Annotated in this window: 23 protein-coding genes; 18 read left to right on the top strand and 5 right to left on the bottom strand. The window is 57.1% G+C overall.

Going from position 1 to position 24,171, the window contains the following annotated elements; translation table 11 throughout:
• Positions 1-110: 110 nt before the first annotated feature.
• The 7 genes from PspS49_RS01395 (at position 111) to PspS49_RS01365 (ending at position 6,524) form a co-directional block, all read left to right on the top strand.
• Entirely contained in the window at positions 111-386 is a 276-nt protein-coding gene (locus PspS49_RS01395) for a hypothetical protein (RefSeq protein ID WP_160037848.1), read from the top strand.
• Positions 387-480: 94 nt separating this feature from the next.
• On the top strand, positions 481-1,623 hold the full coding sequence (locus PspS49_RS01390; RefSeq protein ID WP_160037846.1) for a hypothetical protein: 1,143 nt from the start codon (positions 481-483) through the stop codon (positions 1,621-1,623).
• A 365-nt stretch (positions 1,624-1,988) separates the two neighbouring features.
• Positions 1,989-2,288, top strand: coding sequence for a hypothetical protein (locus PspS49_RS01385; RefSeq protein ID WP_077570232.1), 300 nt, complete (start codon positions 1,989-1,991; stop codon positions 2,286-2,288).
• A 177-nt stretch (positions 2,289-2,465) separates the two neighbouring features.
• Positions 2,466-2,630 carry a YhfG family protein gene (locus PspS49_RS01380; protein WP_224794757.1) on the top strand — a complete coding sequence of 55 codons (165 nt, stop codon included), beginning with the start codon at positions 2,466-2,468 and terminating at the stop codon, positions 2,628-2,630.
• Between the two features lie 168 nt (positions 2,631-2,798).
• Positions 2,799-3,293: a helix-turn-helix transcriptional regulator gene (locus PspS49_RS01375; protein ID WP_150794189.1), complete on the top strand. Its 495-nt coding sequence runs from the start codon at positions 2,799-2,801 to the stop codon at positions 3,291-3,293.
• On the top strand, positions 3,290-4,573 hold the full coding sequence (locus PspS49_RS01370; RefSeq protein WP_150775780.1) for a HipA domain-containing protein: 1,284 nt from the start codon (positions 3,290-3,292) through the stop codon (positions 4,571-4,573). The genes PspS49_RS01375 and PspS49_RS01370 overlap by 4 nt, the downstream gene beginning before the upstream one ends.
• Positions 4,574-4,778: 205 nt before the next feature.
• On the top strand, positions 4,779-6,524 hold the full coding sequence (locus PspS49_RS01365) for a hypothetical protein (protein ID WP_150750206.1): 1,746 nt from the start codon (positions 4,779-4,781) through the stop codon (positions 6,522-6,524).
• 42 nt (positions 6,525-6,566) lie between these two features.
• On the opposite strand, the gene PspS49_RS01360 is transcribed toward PspS49_RS01365, so the two are convergent.
• Entirely contained in the window at positions 6,567-8,108 is a 1,542-nt protein-coding gene (locus tag PspS49_RS01360) for a phosphoenolpyruvate carboxykinase (RefSeq protein WP_007917942.1), read from the bottom strand.
• A 181-nt stretch (positions 8,109-8,289) separates the two neighbouring features.
• Positions 8,290-9,192: an Hsp33 family molecular chaperone HslO gene (gene hslO, locus PspS49_RS01355; RefSeq protein ID WP_160037844.1), complete on the bottom strand. Its 903-nt coding sequence runs from the start codon at positions 9,190-9,192 to the stop codon at positions 8,290-8,292.
• 105 nt (positions 9,193-9,297) lie between these two features.
• On the opposite strand from hslO, the gene PspS49_RS01350 reads away from it, so the two are divergent.
• On the top strand, positions 9,298-10,098 hold the full coding sequence (locus tag PspS49_RS01350; protein ID WP_160037842.1) for a phosphatase PAP2 family protein: 801 nt from the start codon (positions 9,298-9,300) through the stop codon (positions 10,096-10,098).
• Between the two features lie 121 nt (positions 10,099-10,219).
• Here the strand turns inward: PspS49_RS01350 and PspS49_RS01345 are convergent, their stop codons facing one another.
• The gene (locus tag PspS49_RS01345) at positions 10,220-10,627 is read right to left on the bottom strand and encodes an RNA-binding S4 domain-containing protein (RefSeq protein WP_127925445.1); all 408 of its coding nucleotides are present in this window, start codon (positions 10,625-10,627) and stop codon (positions 10,220-10,222) included.
• 116 nt (positions 10,628-10,743) lie between these two features.
• On the opposite strand from PspS49_RS01345, the gene PspS49_RS01340 reads away from it, so the two are divergent.
• From PspS49_RS01340 to rimK, 3 genes are read left to right on the top strand one after another with little or no spacing between them, the layout of a single operon-like run.
• Complete coding sequence (locus PspS49_RS01340) at positions 10,744-11,523, top strand: EAL domain-containing protein (protein ID WP_127930339.1); 780 nt, start codon at positions 10,744-10,746, stop codon at positions 11,521-11,523.
• A 34-nt stretch (positions 11,524-11,557) separates the two neighbouring features.
• The gene (locus tag PspS49_RS01335; RefSeq protein WP_174245097.1) at positions 11,558-12,019 is read left to right on the top strand and encodes an ATP-dependent zinc protease; all 462 of its coding nucleotides are present in this window, start codon (positions 11,558-11,560) and stop codon (positions 12,017-12,019) included.
• Complete coding sequence (rimK, locus tag PspS49_RS01330; protein WP_007949201.1) at positions 12,016-12,921, top strand: 30S ribosomal protein S6--L-glutamate ligase; 906 nt, start codon at positions 12,016-12,018, stop codon at positions 12,919-12,921. The genes PspS49_RS01335 and rimK overlap by 4 nt, the downstream gene beginning before the upstream one ends.
• 203 nt (positions 12,922-13,124) lie before the next feature.
• Here rimK and PspS49_RS01325 read toward each other — a convergent pair whose 3' ends face one another.
• Entirely contained in the window at positions 13,125-14,438 is a 1,314-nt protein-coding gene (locus tag PspS49_RS01325; RefSeq protein ID WP_007917930.1) for an ATP-binding protein, read from the bottom strand.
• A 111-nt stretch (positions 14,439-14,549) separates the two neighbouring features.
• Entirely contained in the window at positions 14,550-15,290 is a 741-nt protein-coding gene (gene ompR / locus PspS49_RS01320) for a two-component system response regulator OmpR (protein WP_064388985.1), read from the bottom strand.
• Positions 15,291-15,647: 357 nt separating this feature from the next.
• On the opposite strand from ompR, the gene PspS49_RS01315 reads away from it, so the two are divergent.
• The 7 genes from PspS49_RS01315 (at position 15,648) to tauD (ending at position 24,151) form a co-directional block, all read left to right on the top strand.
• Complete coding sequence (locus tag PspS49_RS01315; protein ID WP_160037838.1) at positions 15,648-17,972, top strand: Tex family protein; 2,325 nt, start codon at positions 15,648-15,650, stop codon at positions 17,970-17,972.
• Positions 17,972-18,355, top strand: coding sequence for a PaaI family thioesterase (locus tag PspS49_RS01310; RefSeq protein ID WP_053116527.1), 384 nt, complete (start codon positions 17,972-17,974; stop codon positions 18,353-18,355). Before PspS49_RS01315 ends, PspS49_RS01310 begins: the two co-directional genes overlap by 1 nt.
• A 269-nt stretch (positions 18,356-18,624) precedes the next feature.
• The gene (gene gshA / locus PspS49_RS01305; RefSeq protein WP_160037836.1) at positions 18,625-20,208 is read left to right on the top strand and encodes a glutamate--cysteine ligase; all 1,584 of its coding nucleotides are present in this window, start codon (positions 18,625-18,627) and stop codon (positions 20,206-20,208) included.
• A 331-nt stretch (positions 20,209-20,539) separates the two neighbouring features.
• A complete protein-coding gene (gene tauA, locus PspS49_RS01300; protein ID WP_160037834.1) occupies positions 20,540-21,517 on the top strand; it encodes a taurine ABC transporter substrate-binding protein in 978 nt (325 codons plus the stop codon).
• A 16-nt stretch (positions 21,518-21,533) separates the two neighbouring features.
• Positions 21,534-22,328 (top strand): taurine ABC transporter ATP-binding subunit, encoded by a 795-nt coding sequence (gene tauB / locus PspS49_RS01295; protein ID WP_160037832.1) that lies wholly within the window; start codon positions 21,534-21,536, stop codon positions 22,326-22,328.
• Complete coding sequence (gene tauC / locus PspS49_RS01290; RefSeq protein ID WP_160037830.1) at positions 22,325-23,164, top strand: taurine ABC transporter permease TauC; 840 nt, start codon at positions 22,325-22,327, stop codon at positions 23,162-23,164. The genes tauB and tauC overlap by 4 nt, the downstream gene beginning before the upstream one ends.
• 144 nt (positions 23,165-23,308) lie before the next feature.
• Positions 23,309-24,151, top strand: coding sequence for a taurine dioxygenase (tauD, locus tag PspS49_RS01285; protein ID WP_095125273.1), 843 nt, complete (start codon positions 23,309-23,311; stop codon positions 24,149-24,151).
• The last annotated feature ends 20 nt before the right edge of the window (positions 24,152-24,171 follow it).

Below are 24,171 nucleotides of genomic sequence, written 5' to 3'. Positions count from 1 at the left end.
TCCATTGCGGCTGTCTTGTCCCACAGAGAAACGCCCTTCTATAGTGGCCGGCGCGGCTGCAAACACTCTGCCAGCCCGCCCGAGCGCCTTCGAACAGGACACGCCTCACCATGATCAACCGCTATCGCCCACTCAAGACTTGCTACAGCGAAAACCCGATGCTGCTTATCGACAGCCACTCCAGCCAGACTGACCTGATCAATGCCGCCGATCAGCGCCTGCGCGCGGCCGGTGATTTGCTGGAAACACTCTACTGCTTATGTTTCAAACAGGCTGACGTGAAAGATATTCCCAACATCGTCAATGCACTTTATCTGCTGGTACAGGATGGCTGCGACTTACTTGAAGTTGCCAAACAAAAACCACCGCAAACAACATACAACTAAACCACATTACAAATGCGGAAACACCACCACGCTTTATCTATACATGCGACTGACACTAACTTGTTCGCTCTTACAACTAAACGAGAGCAACACCATGACAGTTTTAACCATATTTTTTTGCGGCACCGGTTCCAACAAGTTTGACACTAACCATGAAAACTTCTGGGACGGCGAACTGGTTTCCACACTGGCTTCCAACCATACCGGCCGCGAGTTCGCCGAATGGATCGTCGTTGACGGGCCCGGCAGCGGCAACCTGCAGGCCGATGACCTGTTTACCAAAACCAAGGAGTACGGCCTTACCGGCACACTGTTCGGCAAAGGCTGGGAGGAAAACGTTCAGCACGCCCTCAACGTCATCAAGGGCAAATGTGACTGGCAGCGCCAGCAACTGACCGAGGCCGAATACAACCGCCTCAAAGCCGCCGGCATTCCTATTGACGATGTCAAAGTCGAAGGCTCGTGGATGTGGCGAAAGTACAACTACGGCGACCGCAGCATTACTCAACAGAAGTTACAGGAAGGCATCATCAGAACGTTCCGCAAAGATGGCATTATTCCCACCCGCGTCAATCTGGTGGGTTGGAGCCGAGGCGGCATAAGTTGCCACATGCTGGCCAATGCGATGTTAAAGGACAGCCAACTTAAAAACATTCCGGTGAACATCTTTGCATTGGACCCTGTTCCGGGTATCGGAAACTTCCAGGAAAACCGGGTAAAACTCGGCGCCAACGTCAAAGAATATGTCGCTTTCTATGCCCGCGATGAACGCTCCAAGGGTTTCAGTTGCGTGATCCCGCAGACAGCCACCGGCACCAAAACCAGCGTCTACCCCATGGCCGGCCGCCACGCGACCATGGCGGGCAACGCCACAGCTGACGGTGGCGTGCCTGCCAGCGCAAGCGACCTGAAAACCCTGGTGGAACCTGGCCGCGTGGTCCGTCACTACGCCGAAACGTGCCTCAAGCGCTGGGGCGTACAACTGAACAAAACCCTCAACCTGACCCAGACCGACCTGCAAAACCTCACCAACGGCATCGTCCGCGATGAAGCCCGGTACAAACGGATGCACAACATCTCCTACACCTACTTCACCGAACTGGATAAAGGCGAACGCTACGTGTCTCTGGGCAGCAAAGGCGTGCCGTTCTCGGCGGTGAAAGGCCCGATCTACGCGCCTGCGACGGGGCTGACGACGAGTGTGCTGGATGTGGCGGCGTATCGGGTTATTGGCTGAAGGCCGTGGGCGCGTGAACGGACGAAAAAACCTACAGCAATGGCCTATCTGGTATTCGTCCCATTCCTACAAACCCAGACTCCCTTGCCGCCTATCGCGGCTTGGTAAGCCAAATCTATAGTCGTGCCTGTCGCTGCCAAATCAGCGACTCGGGTTTGGTCACCTGAAATTGAGAGAGAGAAACTACGCATGCCCTTGTATGCTTGCCGCCATCTATTGTGCGGCATGCTTTATGGCGGCTGTGTTTGGGACGCTTCGGCGTACACGGAGTTCTCTCTCTCTGGTTGACCAACCCGAACACAGTCGCCTCCCATCGTTTGGTCATGATGGCGGCAGCTATTGGAACGCCTATAGAGAGAAGAACAATGAAAGCATGGAATCCGCTTACCCCTGATCGCTACCGCCCACTCGAATCCAACCTCACCGACACCAAGCCCCTGATCATCGACACAACGGCCAATCCACAAGACATCCTCGAATGCGCCGTCCAGCGCCTGCGCGCCTCCGCCGATCTGCTACGCACCCTCTACTGCCTCAGCTTCAAACAAGCCGACGTCGAAGACATCCCCCACATCACCCACGCCCTCTATCTGCTGACGCAGGATGGCTGTGACCTGCTGCAAGTCGCACAGCAGCAGATGCTCAACTGGAAGGCTCCAGCCTGAAATCGAGTGATCGTATCGTTCTTATGCACTCTGTGAGAGCGATCAAAAAAACGGTAATCAAACATGGGAGCAACCATGAGCAAATTCTTTGATGAGCTGATGGAAAGCGTTATCGAAATGGAGGAGATCTTACGCAAAAAGCATCGCGATTCAGACTCGAATACTGATACGAGCGTTTTGACGTTTCAGCAAAAGCAGGCCCATTACGACAAGGTTCGCCGATCAAACTATTTGGCCAGCCTACGCATTGAAGGTTTTGAAACCACCCCTGCCGATGCTGAAAAGCCACTTTCCTCACGCATGGAGGTTGTCGAAAAGTACCGGCAAAAACCGGCTGACTAGAGGAAGCGCTAACGTTTACGTGGCAGTATTCTAGCTATAAGAACCAAAAACAGATGGAATAATGCCACTTAACTTCGTTTTTTCAGGGATCTTGCGGCAAACAGCGTCCTTCAGCTTAAGTGCTATTATTCTGGCAGTTAAGGTTTAAAAATGAAGGAATACTGCCACATGGCCAAGAAAACAGCGCCGCTTTTGCCCTCCACTGCTCGACTTCTGGTCGACTTTGGTGAACGCCTGAAGCTGGCTCGCCTGCGCCGAAAATTGACGGCCAAGCAAGTCGCTGAACGATCTGGCATGTCGCTAACAACCTTGCGCCATCTGGAGTCAGGTGGATCAGGCGTAACCATCGGGGCCTACCTGTCGGTCATGCAAGTGCTGGGGCTGGAAAAGGATCTGAACAAACTGGCTGCAGCAGATGAAATGGGTCGCCAATTGCAGGATGCGCAGTTAATGCCTGCAACACGATCCGCAGCGAAAAAGCCCCAGAGAGTACGAGCAGTCAGTGCGGCAAAAAAGGGCGCATCTGAACACGCCGGAACTTCAAACGTTATCGATGCCGCCACTACCACGAAAATTCCGGCTGACTTCCCATTCAACACACACTCACTCTCCAGCCTTTTGAACAAGAAGAAAAAGGCCGGCCCCCCGACAGGTGAAGAATGACACTGATTGCTGTTTATGCAGACTGGGAATCCTTGAAAGGCGCCAGACGCCTCGGATTTCTACACGCAAGGAAAACACGCAACACCAACGTGTTCGAATTTGAGTACGACCCTAAGGCGTTGGCCGATCCCGAGTTGAGTTCCATAACTCTAGACCCGCGCATCGGCCCCTTCGAAGGCCGCCAATTCCCCGGCGAACATCAGAGCCGCTTTGGCGTCTTTGCAGACTCAAGCCCCGATCGTTGGGGCCAGCTGCTGATGAAACGCCGATTGGAAAGGGACATTCGCGACGGCTTGCTCCCCAGCAACAGCAAGTTGTTTGAATCCGATTACCTGCTTGGCGTCCACGACCTGTTCCGTGTGGGCGCCCTTCGCTACAAACTCAATGACGAAGGCAACTTCCTCGACGACCGCGACGGCGTTGCCGCCCCACCCTTTGTCGAGCTACGCGCGTTAGAGCAGGCAAGTCTCGCCCTGGAAAACGATAGGGACAACACAGCCACCGAGGGCCGCGAATGGCTAAGAATGCTCATCGCACCTGGCGGCTCGCTGGGCGGCGCCAGACCGAAAGCCAGCGTCGTCGACGAGTTCGGCCAACTGTGGATCGCCAAATTCCCAAGTACGAGGGATGACTACGATGTTGGTGGTTGGGAATTTGTAGTAAACGCTTTGGCGGTCAACTGTGGTCTGCGTGTTGCGACCGGCATGGCCCGACGCTACGCAAGCGATCACCACTGCTTCCTGGTGAAGCGTTTCGACCGAACCGCGCGCGGCGGCCGACATCACTTCGCATCAGCCATGACCATGACCAACCGCGTCGACGGCGACGACGCATCAACCGGCGCCAGCTATCTGGAATTGGCGGAAGTAATCATGGAACACGGCTCGGAACCCAACACCGACCTTCGTGAGCTTTGGTCGCGAATTGTCTTCAACATCCTGGTCTCCAACACCGACGACCACCTACGCAATCATGGGTTTGTTCTCGATCCTGGTCGGGGATGGCGATTGTCGGCAGCCTACGACATGAATCCGGTGGCGCATGCGGATGGGTTGAAGCTGAACATCACGGATTCTGACAACGCCTTGGATTTGGAGCTAGCGAGGGAAGTGGCGGAGTATTTCCGAGTCAGTCGGGGTGAAGCGGAGGAGATAATCGAGCGCTTCCAAACAGCCGTCCGTGAATGGCCTTTGCTGGCAGAAGCTATAGGTATTTCAAGACGCGAACAGGAATATATAGAACGGGCTTTCAGGGTCCCTTTGGTTAGCCAAAATCACTAAGTCACTGTAAAAAAAGATGTTTCCAACACTCCGGAAGGCCCAATTGAGCAAAGGAGGCATTGAAATAATTTTTATTTTTCAGAGTTAGTGGCGAAAAGCAATCACGAGAGACTAATCTTTATCTTTAGGATGCTTGTCTGAAATTTTACTGATGTAAAATTTCAGACAAGGCGACCGCTTCGAGAAGCAAAGACAAGGATTAGACATGTCAAAAGGAAAACCTAGACCGAATCTATCCCTAAATGATCTTGAGCCCTTCTTTCAAGTATTAGTGTTCAGGAAAGACAAATACACACGAAAAAAATTGCGAACTGATATATTCAAAAAAATATCAGAATTAAACAGTAAGAAAAAAAGCGCTGAGATTGACTGGTTAAGCAGCACAAAAAAAGTCCTTGCTATACGAGTTAGATTTCGAGAATTCCCATCTTGGCTCGAAACTACCACATCAATCTCAACCGCTAAGACCTCGCTTTTAGAGAACATAGAAAATGCGATCATACTTATCGACGACTCCCAAACACATGTATATGTTCACTCAAGCAATCGAAAGCTCGAAGACATCGTAAAGACGATAATCTATGAAGACTGGGATCAAGACAAATTAGATATCAAAAAAATTTATAGCGCTCTTGCTGAAATCGATCTTAGTATAAAAATGCTAGGAATTAACAATACTTTTGGCGCAGGGGGTACAGCCGCAGAGGCCAAGTCATATTCAGGAAAAGACCCAAGACTATCACTAACCCCATCTTTTGACTCCGGATATAGTTTTAGTTATTGCTTAGGCGCACAAATTGACGCAGCGGGTAACAAGCAAGCATTTGGCTGTTCATCCAAAAGACGAAAATTTTGGGGGGGATGGACAGAGGGATTTAACGACTTTTCAGAAAGATGTAAAAACATAGAAGCTGCACTGACATCAGTAAATAATGGCGATTTTATAAATACATTAGTCCGCCCGACCTCCGTAAAATCACCAAACAAATTAAAAATTCTCAGCTTTTATTTAGATTATGTAATCCCAAACAAGGGCGTAGTCATACTAGAAATTAACAAGGTAAAAATAACTGATTGGTACTGCAGCATATTATCAAACACCCGATTTACCATTGGAGACGGGATAAATAGTATTTCTATAGATATAACCAGCATTACGAACGACGCAATTACGTTCAGTTACACTAGAGCAGGCGAAAAAGCTTCAATCATCGTGGCAGAAGATGGCAGCGAGTTAAGCAAACGTCGCCGAATTGATCTTATCGAGTTTTTGAAAAAAGAGGATACTTTCACGATTATCTTTGAGGAAAGGCTAGCTTTCAGAGAAAACTCATTCTGGAAAGATAATCGCTTAAGCACGCCATTTAATAAAGATGTGCATACAGATATAAGCTGGACAAATGTCGACCTTAGAAAAGAAGATTCCGCTTCGAGTATTCCCGGGCACATTTCCATCGCAGACAAAACCGAAGAATTCTTACTAAACCTTGCACTAACTGAAAACATAATCGCAATTATTAAAGATGGCGGAGCAAATGAAATTTCTGACCACTTAGTCATTTACGATGATAAGATCATTTTAATTCATGAAAAATTTACAACCTCTCAAAGTCCAGGCTTGAGAATAGACGACCTGCAAGTCGTTTCAGCACAACTTATAAAAAACATCAAGTACTTATTCCCGAGTTCACACAGCGTTAGATCGGAACGACTTTTTGCCAATGCGATTTATTTAGATAAGTCTTGTTCAACAAAAGAGAGTCTCATTGAAAAAATCACAACAGCCCTCAATAATGTTGAAGTTCAAAATGAATGCTGGATAGTCCAACCTGGAATTTCGAAATCAAAACTCCTAAAGCTAGCAAACAATAAAGCGCATGTACTCCTATCGCACCTAGCAAGTATCTGCACATCAAACAACACAAAGTTCAAGCTTTATTGCAACCTATAAAAAAGCCGCCCCAAAGGGCGGCTTCTTCATTGACGACAGATCTTACAATTTCGGCCCTGCAGCCTTGATCGCGTCGCTCACTTCGAACTTCTTGAAGTTCTCGATGAACAGACCGGCCAGTGCTTTCGCAGCCTCGTCGTACGCAGCCTTGTCAGCCCAAGTGTTGCGCGGGTTGAGCAGGTTGGTTTCAACGCCCGGTACGGCCAGTGGCACGTCGAGGTTGATGGTGTCGAGGTGTTCGGTGGCTGCACCGATCAGCGCGCCGCTCTGGATCGCTGCGATCACCGCGCGGGTGGTCGGGATGTTGAAGCGTTTGCCGACGCCGTAGCCGCCGCCGGTCCAACCGGTGTTGACCAGGTAGACCTTGGAGCCGAAGCCGCGGATGCGCTTGATCAGCAGCTCGGCGTATTCGCCAGCCGGGCGCGGGAAGAACGGTGCGCCGAAGCAGGTGGAGAAGGTCGACTTGATGCCGCTGCCAGAACCCATTTCAGTCGAGCCCACCAAAGCGGTGTAGCCGGACAGGAAGTGGTAGGCCGCTTGTTCTTCGTTGAGGATCGACACTGGCGGCAGTACGCCGGTCAGGTCGCAGGTCAGGAAGATCACCGCGTTTGGCTCGCCACCGAGGTTGTGCTCGGAACGCTTGGCAACGTGCTCCAGCGGGTACGCGGCGCGGCTGTTCTGGGTCAGGCTGACATCGGCGTAGTCGGCGTGCTTGGCGTCGTCGATGACGACGTTTTCCAGCACGGCGCCGTGCTTGATGGCTTTCCAGATAACCGGCTCGTTCTTCTCGGAGAGGTCGATGCACTTGGCATAGCAACCGCCTTCGATGTTGAACACCACGCCTTCGCCCCAGCCGTGTTCGTCGTCACCGATCAGGTAACGGCTTTCGTCGGCCGACAGAGTGGTTTTACCGGTGCCCGACAGACCGAAGAACAGGGTCACGTCGCCTTCTTCGCCGATGTTGGCAGCGCAGTGCATTGGCAGCACGTCAGCGGCCGGCAGCAGGAAGTTCTGCACGGAGAACATGGCTTTCTTCATCTCACCGGCGTAACGCATGCCAGCGATCAGCACTTTTTTCTGTGCGAAGTTGAGGATCACGCAACCGTCGGAGTTGGTGCCGTCACGCTCAGGCACGCACTCGAAGTTGGCCACGTTGAGCACTTGCCACTCTTCACGACCGGCCGGGTTGTACTGGGCCGGGTTGATGAACAGGCAACGACCGAACAGGTTCTGCCAGGCAGTCTGGGTGGTCATTTTCACGGCCAGGTAGTGATCTTCCGCCGCGCCTACATGCACGTGGGACACAAAGTGCTCTTGCGCGTTGTTGAATGCTTCTACGCGAGCCCACAGCGCATCGAACTTGTCGGCCGGGAACTTGCGGTTGATCGGGCCCCAGGCAATAGCGGCCTGGGTGGAAGGCTCTTCAACGATGAAACGGTCAACAGGCGAACGACCGGTGCGGTGACCAGTGCGAACAACCAGAGCGCCGGTATCGGCAAGCTCGCCCTCACCGCGGTTCAGGGCTTCTTTTACCAGATCATCAACACTCAGATCGGTGTACACGGCGTTATTGGCTTGCGTCATGAGGTTCCCCGTCGGCCAGTGGCCGAGTGTGCTCCAAACGTTTTGTAGTAGAAAGTCGTGCACTACTACCGCGAAAAAAGTGGGCCGGATTATGCCAGAAAAGCCCAAAAAGAGTAGGGTCCTCCCGTCGTAACGGCGAAATTCCGTCGTTACGCAGTGAATTTACCTGCGCTGAACCGTTTTAGTGCCGGGTATCTGACGGCGTGTCGACGCCTGCACCAGCGAACAATTGAGCAATATCGGCCGCGTCGAACAGGTAACGCTGATTGCAGAACTGGCAATCGATCTCGACTTCACCACCGCGCTCAATCACGAGCGCCTGCGCATCTTCCAGACCCAGACTGACCAAGGCATTGCCCGAGCGTTCCCGCGAGCAGCTGCAGCGGAAGCGCAAATTCTGCACATCGAACAGACGCACCTGCTCTTCATGGTAGAGGCGGTGCAGCACGGTTTCGTTGTCCAGGCTCAACAGTTCATCGGCGGTCAGGGTGCTGGCCAGCGCAGTGATGTGCTGCCAGCTGTCAGCGCGCTCTTCTTCGTCTTTCAGACGGTCGGCCGGTAGTTGCTGCAAGAGCATTCCACGGGCGCGACGGCCGTCGGCGAACAATTTGAAACGCGTGCCTACCTGTTGCGACATGACGAAATAGTTGGTGAAGCATTCCGACAAGGTTTCGCCGTCAAGATCGACAATGCCCTGGTAGCGCTGACCGACAGTCGGGTCGACGGTCAGGGTCAGGTCACCGCCCGGCATCAGATCGGCAAGGGTCGCATCCGGCGCGATCTGCTCGGCGTTGTAACGCGCCAGGCCTCGGATCTCGCGCTCGCTGGAGCATTCGATCATCAGCAGCGGGATCGGCCCTTCGGAACGTGCCTGCAGAATCAGCAAACCATCGAACTTCAGGGTGCCCACCAGCAACGAGGCGGCCGCCATCAATTCGCCGAGCAGTTGCGCGACCGGCTCCGGGTACGGGTGCTTGGCAAGGACTTCGGCGTAGCTGCGCTCAAGCGCAACCAGTTCGCCGCGTGTATCGCTGTCATCGAAGATGAAACGTTGGGTGAAATCGGTATCCGCTAGGTCGGTCATAATTTTGGGTATCTGAATGTGGTGACAAAATGGTTACAAGACGTGAAAATTTGCGCTTCTTGGCACTCTTTTTGGTGCCGACTGCTCTGCCATGGGAGGCATTTTATGAACAATCCGGGTTTGTTCCAATCTAGGTGGAACCTCGGCCGGCTGGTTCTGTGCAACGTAGTGCCGTTGGCGCTACTGGCTTTCTGGTTATGGCCTACGGGCAACTCGCTGTGTGTGATTTTCGACGAGTGGCTGTTCCGCTCGCTCAATGCACCGCTGGCCAGCAACCCGATATGGCTCCACATCTGGGCAATTGCAAGTCTGCGTCCGTTCGACATCGTCGTCGGCCTGATTCTGTTGACGCTGCTGATCAAGGGCGACTGGGTGTTCAAGGCCATTGACGTGCGTCGCGCGTTTTTCGGTTTTTTCTCGATCCTGCTGTTGATGGTGGTGATCCGCGCGCTGTTTTCCAAGTTCGCCGACCATATGGACTGGCAACACAGTAGCCCGTCAATGGTGCTGGAAGGCGCAGTGCATATCAGCGATTACTTCCCGCACCTGGAGAAAACCTGGGAGCTGAAGGATCGCTCGGGCCAGAGTTTCCCGGGTGACCACGCTTCGGTGTTGCTGATCTGGGCGCTGTTCATGGGGGTGTTCAGCCGCACGGTCGGCCAGTTTGTGACGATCTGGGGCCTGGCGCTGTTGTTCATGCTGCCGCGACTGGTGGCCGGTGCGCATTGGGGTCAGGACGATTACATCGGTGGCGTGTTGCTGGCGGTGTGGGCATTGGGCTGGGGTTACTACACGCCGTTTGCGTATCACGCCTCGAACTTCTGGCTGAAAGTGACGGCGCCAATTTTTGCGTTGCTGGGCAAGCTGCCGCTGGTTGCGCGGATGAGTGTGGTGCGTAGCGCCTGATACCGAGCTGTCTTCGGCGAGGGCTGTGCCCTCGATTCGCGAGCAGGCTCGCTCCCACATTGGAATGCAATCTCCTGTGGGAGCGAGCTTGCTCGCGAAGAGGTCAGCACCAACAACGCGATTATTCGTCGTTACTGCCGCCTCGAAACTTGAACAAATCCCGCCGCTGTTTTTTGCTCGGTTTGCCATCCGTGGTAACGCCCAGCGCGCCCGCCTTGCGCATTGCCGCAGCCGCTTCACGTTTGGCAATACTCGCCTCGGTCTCCGCGTACAACGTCTGCGCCTCCGGTGCGCCGCGCCGCACAATCGACAACGCCTCGACCTTCACCGTGCGCACTTCAAACCCGGTACGAATCTCGAACTCATCGCCAATCCGTGGCTCTTTGCCAGGCTTGCAGCGTTCGCCGCGACAATGCACCTTGCCACTTTCAATGGCGGCTTTGGCCAGCGCCCGGGTTTTGTAAAAACGCGCGGCCCACAGCCACTTGTCGAGACGGACCTTGTCGTCCTCTTCGCTTTTTTGTGCCATTTGAATTCCTCGTTCAGCCAGTAGTCGGAACTGTACTACCGTTTCTGTCGGGCGCAAGAACTCGGCCCTCCAGATAGACTGTGATCTTGGCCGGTGCATCGGCATGGAGTGATCGAGTGACTAAATTTCCGTCTTCATTAATCTCGCCCAAGGCCGGTTGCCAGGGCTGCCAGCAAAGCGAGCCGCTGGGCTTCGACTTTTCTTTCGCCTACCAACCCATCGTCGATCTGCGCGACCAGTCGGTTTTTGCCCACGAAGCGCTGGTTCGAGGTGTGGCCGGTGAAGGAGCCTTCACGGTGTTGGATCAGGTTACAGAAGACAACCGCTACCGTTTCGACCAGCTCTGCCGGACCCGCGCCATCGAAGGCGCGGCCAATCTAAATATGCAGACACACTTGTCGATCAACTTCATGCCCAACGCGGTCTATCGTCCAGAGCTGTGCATTCGCAGTACGCTCGAGGCAGCAAAAAAACACCGTTTTCCTATCGACCGGCTGATTTTCGAAACCCTGGAAAGCGAGCACGTAGATAACTATCGCCATTTGACCAATATTCTGCGTGAATACCGCGAATTCGGCTTCAAGACCGCCATCGATGATTTCGGTGCCGGTTATTCGGGGCTCAATCTGCTGGCTGATTTCCAACCGGACCTGATCAAACTCGACATGGCGCTGATCCGCGATGTCGATCAAGACCGTGTTCGTCAGGCGATCGTCCGGGGGATTGTCACAATCTGTGCGGAGTTGGACGTTACAGTCATTGCCGAAGGCATTGAGAGCGTCGGTGAACGGGATTTCCTGGCGGACTGTGGAATATTTCTGATGCAGGGCTACTGGTTCGCCAAACCTGCATTCAAAGCGTTGGCTCAGGTTTCACCTGAGGCCTTTACGCGTTAATCGTTGGTTTTTTCTATTGAAGACATTTGACCATTTGACCATTGTCGGTCTGCGCGAGTGGGTGGCGCTCCCGGATTTGGGGGTCGCGGGCCTGCGGGCGAAGATCGACACCGGTGCCAGCACCTCCAGCCTGCATGCTACCGACATCGAGCCGTTCGAACGCGACGGCGAGAAGTGGGTGCGCTTCACCGCGCACCTGGGCACGGTGGTGCAGTTGCGTCACCGCCGCTGCGAAGCACCACTGGTGACGCGCAAGACCATCAAAAGCTCCAACGGCCATGCGCAGGTGCGCTACGTGATCAGCACCACCCTGGCCTTGGGTGATCGAGTGTGGCCGGTCGAGTTCACCCTCGCCTGCCGCAAGTCGATGCGCTATCGCCTGTTGCTCGGATCCAAAGCCCTGATCGATGGCCAGTTGGTGGTCAATCCGGGCATTAAATATGTACAAGACAAGCCGGTGTTCCCGGTATCTACCTCCTCCACAGGTGTTGCATGAAGATCGCTGTGCTGTCGCGGAATCCGCGTCTGTATTCCACCCGCCGTCTGGTCGAAGCCGGAACCGAGCGCGGGCATGAAATGGTAGTGATCGACACCTTGCGCGCCTACATGAACATCGCCAGTCACAAGCCGCAGATCCACTATCGCGGCAAACCGCTGGAAGGCTTCGATGCAGTGATTCCGCGTATCGGCGCGTCGGTGACGTTTTATGGTTGCGCGGTGTTGCGCCAGTTCGAAATGATGGGGGTGTTCCCGCTCAACGAGTCGGTGGCCATCGCCCGTTCGCGGGACAAGTTGCGTTCGCTGCAATTGCTGTCGCGTCGTGGCATCGGTTTGCCGGTGACCGGGTTCGCTCACTCACCGGATGACATTCCTGACCTGATCGACATGGTCAACGGCGCGCCGCTGGTGATCAAAGTGCTGGAAGGCACCCAAGGCATCGGTGTGGTGTTGTGCGAAACCGCCACGGCGGCAGAGTCGGTGATCGAGGCGTTCATGGGTCTGAAGCAGAACATCATGGTTCAGGAATACATCAAGGAAGCGGGCGGCGCGGATATTCGTTGTTTCGTGGTCGGTGACAAAGTCATCGCGGCAATGAAGCGTCAGGCCAAACCGGGTGAGTTCCGCTCCAACCTGCATCGCGGCGGCAGCGCCAGCCTGATCAAGATCACCCCGGAGGAACGCATGACGGCGTTGCGCGCGGCCAAGGTCATGGGCCTGGCGGTGGCAGGTGTGGATATTTTGCGCTCCAATCATGGGCCGTTGGTGATGGAAGTGAACTCGTCACCAGGGCTGGAAGGGATCGAGACCACCACGGGGAAGAATGTGGCGGGGATCATCATTGAGCATCTTGAGAAGAATGGCGGGCCGAATATGACCCGGACCAAAGGCAAGGGCTAGAGCCAAGAGCAAAAGCCCCTCACCCTAACCCTCTCCCATAGGGAGAGGGGACTGATTGGGGGATGCAGAAGAGATACGCCGACCTGATCCTGCTGTGCCGAATCCACAATCGCCCCAGTCTTTCAGGTCGACGTATGACCCCAGACACCTCGGTCAGCTCCCTCTTCCTCTGGGAGAGGGTTGGGGTGAGGGGTTGCTGGGGATTACACCGCGTCTCGCGGCAACATCAATCCCAACGGCAACCTCACCCGCGCCTCCAGTCCTCCACCGGACCGATTGCGCAATTCAACATTGCCGCCATGCATCGAAGCAATCCGCTTCACGATCGCCAAACCCAAGCCAGTACCCTTCCCGCCCCGGGCACGATCGCCACGGGTAAACGGATTGAAGATCGCCTCCAGCTCCGAAGGATCGATCCCCGCCCCTCGGTCCATCACGCTTAGCACCACATACGGCGCACTGACGTCACCCGACACATAAGCTGCGACTTCAACGTGACCGCCGGCATGGTTCAAGGCGTTGCCGATCAGGTTGTTCAGCAAGCGCTTCATCGATACCCGCCGCAGCGGAAACGGCTGAATCGGCTCAAGACGCAAACGCACCTTCTCTTCATTCTGGTTGTATGGCGCCGCGACCTCGCGCACCAAATCAGTCAGATCCACTTCTTCCACAGACTCGTCACGACCGTCGCGGATGAACGCGAGGAACTGGTCGAGAATCGCGTCCATGTCTTCGATGTCGCGGACCATGTCGTCAGTCAGGTCGTTGCGATCGCCCATCAATTCCAGCGACAGCCGCAGCCGCGTCAACGGTGTGCGCAGGTCGTGGGACACGCCGGCCAGCATCAACTCGCGCTCGCGGCCGGCCTGCTCGACGTCTTCGGCCATCTGATTGAAAGCGCGATACACCTCGGTCATTTCGCTCGGTGTGTCGCTGATCGGCAGCCGCACGCTGCGGCCCTGACCCAGTTGCCGGGCGGCATACACCAGACGCTTCAAGGGTTGATTGAGCTGACTGACGAAAATCCACGCCGACGCCGTCGACAACAAACCAATCGCAAGGAACCAGCCAAGCACGTTCCAGATTTTCTGACCGCGCAACGGGTGCGGGTACAGCGGCACCTTCAGCCAGCCATCACCGAGGCTCGGCGCGCGGACCCACAACGCCGGCGGCGAGTGCATGCGCAAACGCACTTCGGTGTCAGCGCCCAGCTCCGCCTGCATCTGTCGCTGGTAGATTTCGCTGTACGGCCAGTGCTGCTCGCCTTCCGGCACACCGGCGCCGACCACCCGGATCAGGGTCGCGGCATCAGCAATCTTCGCGCGATTTTCTTCATCGGCGGCCCAATAGGCACGCAGTGTCAGGGCGACGCCGTGACTGTACTGGCGATCGACCAGCACGTCCTCGTTCATCAACAGATAAACCAGGGTCAGTGCCTTGGAAAACAGCACGACGATAAGCACCAGCCAGAGGGTGCGGGAGAAAAAGCTTTGGGGGAACCAGACGGGGGTTTTCATCTATAACCGCTACACACTTGCAGGAGCGAGCAATGCTCGCATATTGCGGATTGCGAGTCTGCGGGCTGGCCGTTCGACCAAACCTGCAGACCCGCTCCTACAAATCACCGATCACTTGGTGGCGGCACCATCGGGTACAAACACATAGCCCACGCCCCAGACGGTCTGGATGTAGCGCGGCTTCGATGGATCCGGCTCGATCATGCGGCGCAGACGGGAAATCTGCACGTCGATGGAACGCTCGAGGGCATCCCACTCGCGGCCACGGGCAAGGTTCATCAGTTTGTCGCGGGTCAGCGGCTGACGCGCGTTCATCACCAGGGCCTTGAGTACCGCAAACTCACCGGTGGTGAGCATGTGCACTTCGTCGCCGCGTTTCAGTTCGCGGGTCGCCAGCGACAACACGTAATCACCAAAGGTGACGTTTTCGTCTTCGCTGCCCGGTGCGCCTGGTACGGGTGCAGCCTGACGACGCAGGACGGCTTTGACCCGGGCCATCAGCTCGTCCGGGTTGAACGGCTTGGCCAGATAGTCGTCGGCGCCCAGTTCCAGGCCCTTGATGCGGCTCAGCTCGTCGCCTTTGGCGGTAAGCATGATGATCGGGATCTGATTGTTCGCGCCACGCAAGCGGCGGCAAGCGGTCAGACCGTCTTCGCCGGGCAGCATCAGGTCGAGGACGACCAGATTGAAAACTTCACGCGACAGCAGACGATCCATCTGTTCGGTGTTCGGTACGGTACGGGCGCGGTAGCCCTTGCTGACGAAAAAACGTTCCAGCAGGCTGCTAAGGCCCGGATCGTCGTCAACGATGAGAATTTTTTCGCCTTCAGCAGTTTGTGCAGTGCTGCTCATTGGATGCTCCTTTTAGCTCGGCGCGCATTATGGCGTAGCTGCCGTTATACGCACCGTGTGCATTGTTAGCAGATTTTTCCTTCACTGCCAGAAAACCGGGGTTTATGCCTACAGACTGCAACGCCCCCGAATGACAGAACGCTGGTTATAATGCGCGGCGTTTTGTGCCAGGCAACGTCTGAATCGTTACCGCAGGTGGCAGGCTTTTTTCCTGTCGCGCGCAGTAATTGTTCGATTTCACGGGTCAATGGGCTGCCTTTTGACCCAGGCAGCGGCAATTTTCTAGCCGCTCAACCAGACTCCGGGCCTTTATTTGCGCGCCTGAGAGCCTGCTTTCACAATATGTCAGGTGGTTTTATGGACAGCATCAACAGCCGCATTGCCGAGGAACTCGGTGTACGCCCACAACAGGTCGAAGCGGCCGTCGCGCTACTCGATGAAGGCTCTACCGTTCCCTTCATCGCCCGTTACCGGAAAGAAGTCACCGGCAGCCTTGATGACACCCAGTTGCGTCATCTGGAAGAACGTCTGCGCTACCTGCGAGAACTCGACGAACGGCGCATCAGCATCCTCGCCAGCATCGAAGAGCAAGGCAAACTCACCCCTTCCCTCGAGCGCGACATCAAACTCGCCGACACCAAGACCCGCCTCGAAGACTTGTACCTGCCGTACAAGCAGAAGCGCCGCACCAAGGGCCAGATTGCCCTGGAAGCCGGCCTCGGCGACCTCGCGGATGGCCTGTTCAACGACCCGAATCTGGCCCCGGAAACCGAAGCCGCGCGCTTCGTCGATGCCGAAAAAGGCGTGGCCGATGTGAAAGCCGCGCTGGAAGGCGCCAAGTACATCCTCATGGAGCGCTTCGCCGAAGACGCCAGCCTGCTGGAAAAACTGCGTAATTACCTGAAACAGGAAGCCATCCTCAGTGCCCGCGTCATCGCTGGCAAGGAAGAGGAAGGCGCCAAGTTCCGCGATTACTTCGAACACGACGAACCGCTGAAAAGCATGCCGTCGCACCGCGCACTGGCGATTTTCCGTGGCCGCAACGAAGGCATCCTCAGCTCCGCGCTGAAAGTCGGCGACGAGCTGCCGGGCACCATGCACCCATGCGAAGGCATGATCGGTCAGCAATTCAACATCCAGAACCAGAACCGCCCCGCCGACAAATGGCTCGGCGAAGTGGTGCGCTGGACGTGGAAGGTCAAGCTCTACACGCACCTGGAAACCGACCTGCTCGGCGAGCTGCGTGACGGCGCCGAAACCGAGGCGATCAACGTGTTCGCGCACAACCTGCACGACTTGCTGCTGGCCGCGCCGGCAGGCCCGCGCGCAACGTTGGGCCTCGACCCGGGCCTGCGTACCGGCTGCAAGGTCGCCGTGGTCGACTCGACCGGCAAACTGCTTGATCACGCCACGGTTTACCCGCACGTGCCACACAACAAGTGGGATCAGACCATCGCCATTCTGGCCGCCCTGTGCGCCAAGCACTCGGTTGACCTGATCGCCATAGGCAACGGCACCGCCAGCCGCGAAACCGACAAACTGGCGATCGAACTGATCAAAAAATATCCAGCGATGAAAATGACCAAGGTCATGGTTTCCGAGGCCGGTGCATCGGTGTACTCGGCATCGGAACTGGCGGCCAAGGAATTCCCGGATCTCGACGTGTCGATCCGTGGCGCGGTGTCCATCGCCCGTCGTCTGCAGGATCCGCTGGCCGAGTTGGTGAAAATCGATCCGAAATCCATCGGTGTCGGCCAGTACCAGCACGACGTCTCGCAACTGAAACTGGCGCGTGGTCTGGACGCTGTGGTCGAGGACTGCGTGAACGCCGTCGGCGTTGACGTGAACACCGCTTCGGTGGCGCTGCTGGCGCGGATCTCCGGCCTCAACGCAACGCTCGCGCAAAACATCGTCGCGCACCGCGACGAGCACGGCGCGTTCAAAACCCGTGCAGCGCTGAAGAAAGTCGCACGTCTGGGCGAAAAAACCTTCGAACAGGCCGCCGGTTTCTTGCGCGTGATGAACGGCGACAACCCGCTGGATTCCTCGGCTGTTCACCCGGAAGCCTATCCGCTGGTGCAGCGCATTGCCGCTGAAACCGACCGTGATATCCGTTCGCTGATCGGCGACGCCAGTTTCCTCAAGCGTCTGGATCCGAAGAAATTCACCGACGAAACCTTCGGCCTGCCGACCGTGACCGACATCATCCAGGAACTGGAAAAACCGGGCCGCGACCCGCGCCCTGAGTTCAAGACCGCCGAGTTCCAGGAAGGCGTCGAAGATCTGAAAGACCTGCAACTGGGGATGATCCTTGAAGGCGTGGTGACCAACGTGACCGCGTTCGGCGCATTCGTCGATATCGGCGTGCATCAGGACGGTCTGGTGCACATCTCGGCGCTGTCGGAGAAGTTCATCAAGGATCCGCGCGAAGCGGTGAAGGCCGGCGACGTGGTGAAAGTGAAGGTCATGGAAGTCGACATCCCGCGCAAACGCGTCGGCCTGTCGATGCGCATGGGTGACACTCCGGGCGAGAAAATCGACGGTGCCCGTGGCTCGCGTCCGGGCTCGGCTCAGCGCCAGCCTTCGAACAACGCGCCGCGCAAGGAAACCGCGACCGCCGCGCCGGCGAACAACGCGATGGCTTCGCTGTTCGCCAACGCCAAGCAATTGAAGAAACGCTGATGGAAATTCCAGCCGGGCTCGTCGAGAGCGCGTTTTTCAAGCTGTTGGGCTGCCGCCTGCACAGCCTGGAAACCGGGGTGGCGCAAGTCGCCCTGGTGCTGGAACCGGAACTGCGCAATCGCGGCGGCAAATTGCACGGTGGCGCGCTGTTCAGTCTGGTCGACATCGCCATGGGGCTGGCCTGTTCCAGCACCCACGGCTTCGATCAGCAGAGCGCGACCATCGAGTGCAAGATCAACTATATCCGCGCCGTTTCCGATGGCGAGGTAATGTGCACGGCGCGGGTTATCCACCCGGGCCGGCGCACGCTGGTGGTCGAAGCCGACGTGATGCAGGGCGACAAACTGGTCGCAAAAGCACAAGGCACGTTCGCTGTCCTGTAGCTAGACGCCATCAATTTGAGTTAATTTCGGCGCAACGAATCCTGTGGGAGCGAGCCTGCTCGCGAAGGTGGTGTATCAGCAATGCAGATGTTGGCTGACACACCACCTTCGCGAGCAGGCTCGCTCCCACAGGGATTGTGCAGTTCCTGACTGACCGGCAAATGGCCTGCCGCTACAAAACCAGGCGAAAACGCCAGTTTCAACTTCACCCTTGTAGACCGTCCTGCCCACCCCCATATTGGGGCGACTGACGCGTGAAGGAATCCAAATTGAGCGAACTTCTCAACCGCCGCCTGGCTCTGCTCGGCGAGCGCGCTAACCTCTCTCTGCTCGAGCAGTGCCTGCACGGTATCGAACGTGAATGCCTGCGCGTGACCAGCGAAGGTCGCCTGGCGCAAACGCCGCACCCCGAAGCCTTGGGTTCCGCGCTGACCAACGAACAGATCACCACCGACTACTCCGAGTCGCTGCTGGAATTCATCACGCCCGCCCTGCCCGACCCGGCTGATACGCTGGCGAGCCTGGACAAGATTCACCGCTTTGCCTACAGCAAGCTCGGCAACGAGTACCTGTGGAGTCCATCGATGCCGTGCCCGTTGCCGGCCGAGGAAGACATCCCGATCGCCTATTACGGCACCTCCAATATCGGTCAGCTCAAGTACGTTTATCGCAAGGGCCTGGCCCTGCGCTACGGCAAGACCATGCAGTGCATTGCCGGGATTCACTACAACTTCTCCCTGCCGGAAAAGCTCTGGCCGCTGCTGCGCGAAACCGAAGGGTTTGTCGGCACTGATCGCGATTTTCAGTCGTTTTCCTACATCGCGCTGATCCGCAACTTCCGTCGCTACAGCTGGCTGCTGATGTACCTGTTCGGTGCTTCGCCAGCGCTGGATGCCGGTTTCCTGCGGGGTCGTTCGCATCAGTTGGAACAGCTCGACCCGGACACCTTGTATCTGCCATACGCCACCAGCCTGCGCATGAGCGACCTCGGTTACCAGAGCAACGCCCAGGCCGGCCTGACGCCGTGCTACAACGATCTGGCGAGTTACACCGACAGCCTGCGCAAAGCCGTGGCCACGCCGTACGCGCCGTACGTTGAAGTCGGCACGCACAAGGATGGCGAGTGGGTGCAGCTCAACACCAACATCCTGCAGATCGAAAACGAGTACTACTCCAACATCCGCCCGAAACGCGTGACCTATACCGGCGAACGGCCGATTCAGGCGCTGGTGGCGCGTGGCATTCAGTACGTTGAAGTGCGTTGCCTGGACATCAACCCGTTCCTGCCGATGGGCATCGACCTGACCGAGTCGCGCTTCCTCGACGCGTTCCTGCTGTATTGCGCGCTCAACGATAGTCCGTTGCTGACCAATACCTCTTGCGGCAATGCCACATCGAACTTCCTCAGCGTCGTGAAAGAAGGTCGCCGTCCGGGCCTGCAATTGCAGCGTGACGGTGAGTCGGTGGAGATGAAGACCTGGGCGGCCGAACTGCTGGAACAAATTGCCCCGCTGGCGGCGCTGCTGGATCAGAGCCATGGCGGCGATGCGCACAGCAAGGCGTTGGATGCGCAACTGGCCAAGGTCAGCGATCCGTCTCTGACGCCTTCTGCGCAGGTCCTGGCGGCGATGGCTGAGCACAAGGAAAGCTTTGCGCAGTTCTCCCTGCGTCAGAGCCAGGCGCATGCCGAGTTTTTCCGCAGCGAGCCTTTGGCGGCGGATGAACAGGCGAAGTTTGAGGAGTTGGCACGTACTTCTGTGGCCGCGCAAGCTGAGCTGGAGCAGAACGAGGTTGGGGATTTCGATGTGTTTGTCGGGTCGTATCAGGCGAGTATTCTTGCGATCAGCAACTGAAGAGCCCCTCACCCTAGCCCTCTCCCGGAGGGAGAGGGGACTGATTTAGGTGCTCATGAAAGTTACGCCGACCTGAAATACCGAGTCGAACTCAGGCTCGAAAAGCACAGAGATCGGCTCCCTTTCCCCCTCGCCCCCTTGGGGGAGAGGGCTGGGGTGAGGGGGCAAAAGATCTAACGTCGAACGAATAAATCCGAAACGCCCACAAACTCCCCCGCTCTTAGATTTTTCCGCTCATAAGCTCATTCGAAAAAGTTATTTATTTACCGATTCTTAGATCATTTAGTCTCCTTTCACGCCGACGCTCGGTCGCCTGATATGGAGCTGTTCAATGAAACTGAATTTCCCGCTTCGCCTGCTCGCCGTAGCCTCTCTTGCTGCCGCGAGTTTTCTGGCTCAGGCCGCCGACCTCACCGTCGCCTACCAAACCACCGTTGACCCGGCGAAAGTCGCCCAGGCTGACGGCGCTTACGAAAAAGCCACCAAAGCCGATATCGCCTGGCGCAAGTTCGACAACGGCGCCGACATCATTGCCGCCATCGCCTCCGGTGACGTGCAGATCGGCTACCTCGGTTCGAGCCCGCTGACCGCTGCGATCACCCGCAAAGTCCCGGTCGAAACCTTCCTCATCGCCACCCAGATCGGCGCTGCCGAAGCACTGGTCGCTCGTGACGGTTCCGGCATCAAGACTCCGCAAGATCTGATCGGCAAGAAAATCGCCGTGCCGTTCGTATCGACCGGTCACTACAGCCTGCTCGCTGCACTGAAGCACTGGAACATCGACCCTTCGAAAGTCACCGTGCTCAACCTCGCCCCACCAGCGATCATTGCCGCATGGAAACGCGGTGACATCGACGCCACTTACGTGTGGGATCCGGCGCTGGGCGTGGCCAAGGAAAACGGCAAAGTGCTGATCACCTCCGGCGAACTGGCCAAGTTCGGTGCACCGACCTTCGATGCGTGGATCGTGCGCAAAGACTTCGCCGAGAAGCACCCGGAAATCGTCACCGCGTTCGCCAAGGTCACCCTCGACGCCTACGCCGACTACCGCAAAGACCCGAAAGCCTGGCTCGCCAATCAGTCCAACGTCGACAAACTGGTGAAACTCTCCGGTGCCAAGGCCAGCGACATTCCACTGCTGCTGCAAGGCAACGTCTACCCGCTGGCGGCGGATCAGGTTGTCACCCTCGGTGCGCCGACCACCAAAGCCATCACCGACACCGCCGCGTTCCTCAAGGAGCAAGGCAAGGTTGAAGCCGTTTTGCCGGACTACGCGCCGTACGTCAGCGCCAAATACATCACCAACTGATCGGGAGTTAACTGCGATGGCCTTGCTACAGCTGGAGCGCATCAGCGCACAGTACCCGGGCAGCCCGACACCGGTGCTGGCGGATATTTCTCTGACCCTGGGGCCTCAGCAATTGCTGGTCGCCCTCGGCCCGTCCGGCAGTGGCAAGACTTCGCTGTTGAACCTGATTGCCGGTTTCGTCGAACCGAGCGCCGGGCGCATCACCCTCGACGGCGTGCCGGTCAAAGGCCCGAGCGCCGAACGTGGCGTGGTGTTCCAGGACGACGCATTGTTGCCCTGGCAGGATGTATTGGCCAACGTCGCATTCGGTCTGGAACTGGCCGGTGTCGCCAGGGACAAACGCGAACAGATCGCCCGTGAAATGCTCGCGCTGGTTGATCTTTGCGGTTTCGAAAGCCGCCGTATCTGGCAACTCTCCGGTGGTCAGAAACAGCGCGTCGGCCTCGCCCGCGCCCTCGCCGCTGACCCGCGCGTATTGCTGATGGACGAACCCTTCGGCGCACTCGACGCGTTCACCCGCGAGCAGATGCAAGAGCTGTTGCTGCAAGTCTGGCAGCGCACGGCCAAGCCGGTTTTCCTGATTACCCATGACATTGAAGAAGCGGTGTTCCTCGCCACTGACCTGATTCTGCTCGCGCCGAATCCGGGGCAGATCGTTGAGCGCCTGCATCTGGATTTCGGTCAGCGTTACGCCGCTGGCGAGTCCGCCCGCGCGATCAAATCCGATCCGCGCTTTATCGAAACCCGCGAACACGTACTGAGCAAAGTGTTCTCGCAACGCAGTGCCGGGCAACGGCAGGAGCGCGCATGAGCAGTTACGACGTTTCCTCGGCTGCGGTAAAACCCGCCAGCGCACCGGTGGCGATTCCAGTACGCCGCAGCCTTAGCACACGCTGGATCAGCTTGCTGACGCTGTTCGCTTTGTTGGCCATCTGGTGGGCGGTCACCGCCACCGGTTTGATCGAACCGCTGTTCCTGCCGCCACCGTCCGCCGTGCTGCAAAAGGGCTGGTTGCTGGCGACCACGGGCTACATGGATTCGACGTTGTGGCAGCACTTGGGCGCGAGCCTGAGCCGCATCGGTCTGGGCCTCGTTTTTGCGATTCTGACCGCTGTGCCGGTGGGCATCGCTATCGGCGCCAACCGCATTGCCCGTGGCGTGCTCGATCCGCTGATCGAGTTCTACCGCCCTATCCCACCGCTGGCCTATTTGCCGCTGATCGTGATCTGGTGCGGCATCGGCGAGTTGTCGAAAGTGCTGCTGATTTATCTGGCGATTTTTGCGCCGATTGCCATCGCTACTGCTACCGGCGTGCGCACGGTTGATCCAGCGAAATTGCGCGCGGCGCAGTCGTTGGGCGCGACTCGAGTGCAACTGATTCGTCATGTGATTTTGCCGAGCGCGTTGCCGGACATTTTGACGGGCGTGCGCATTGGTCTGGGGGTGGGTTGGTCGACATTGGTCGCGGCAGAATTGATCGCCGCCACCAGTGGCTTGGGCTTCATGGTGCAGTCGGCCGCGCAGTTCCTCGTCACCGACGTGGTGGTGCTGGGGATTCTGGTCATCGCCCTGATCGCCTTTGCCATGGAAATGGGCCTGCGCGCCCTGCAGCGCAAACTGGTGCCGTGGCACGGCCAGGCCCACTAAATCGCCTTGTGAAACTTCCCTTGTGGGAGCGAGCCTGCTCGCGAAAGCGTCGGGTCAGTCACTGCACTTTAGCCTGACACTCCGCATTCGCGAGCAGGCTCGCTCCCACAAAAGCATGACACCCCGAATTCGAAGAGAAAGACCATGAGCAGCCTCAACATTACCCCGTTAAGCTCGGCCCTCGGCGCACAGATCAGCGGCGTCGACATCAGCCAGCCGCTGAGCCTGGAACACCGCGACGCCATTGAACAGGCGCTGCTCAAATATCAAGTGTTGTTCTTCCGCAACCAGCCAATCGAACCGCCACAACAAGCGCGTTTCGCCGCGTACTTCGGTGATCTGCACATTCACCCGATCTACCCGAACGTGCCGGAACAACCGGAAGTGTTGATCCTCGACACCGCCGTCACCGACGTGCGTGACAACGCGATCTGGCACACCGACGTGACCTTCCTGCCGACGCCGGCGATGGGCGCGGTGCTCAGCGCCAAGTTGCTGCCGGAGTTCGGTGGCGACACGCTGTGGGCCAGCGGGATTGCTGCGTACGAAGCGCTGTCGGCGTCAATGAAAGCCTTGCTCGAAGGGCTGACCGCGACCCACGATTTCACTCGCTCGTTTCCACTGGAGCGCTATGGCAATACGCCTGAAGCGTTGGCGCAGTGGGAAGAGGCACGGCGCAAGAATCCACCGCTGTCGCACCCGGTGATCCGTACGCATCCGGTCAGCGGGCGGCGTTCGTTGTTCGTCAATGAAGGCTTCACGTCGAAGATCAATGAGCTGTCGGAAACCGAGAGCGAGGCGATTCTGAAGTTTCTGTTCGCCCACGCGACGCGGCCGGAATTCACCATTCGCTGGCGCTGGCAGCAGGACGATATTGCGTTCTGGGATAACCGCGTGACGCAGCATTACGCGGTGGATGACTACCGGCCGGCGCGGCGGGTGATGCAGCGGGCGACGGTGCTGGGGGATGTGCCGTTTTTTCGTTGAGACGTTTTAAAGCCAAAAGC

It is taken from the genome of Pseudomonas sp. S49 (assembly GCF_009866785.1).
GTDB lineage: Bacteria > Pseudomonadota > Gammaproteobacteria > Pseudomonadales > Pseudomonadaceae > Aquipseudomonas.
The sequence above is the reverse complement of the archived record's forward strand: the minus strand, read 5'-3'. Positions and strand labels throughout refer to the sequence as shown.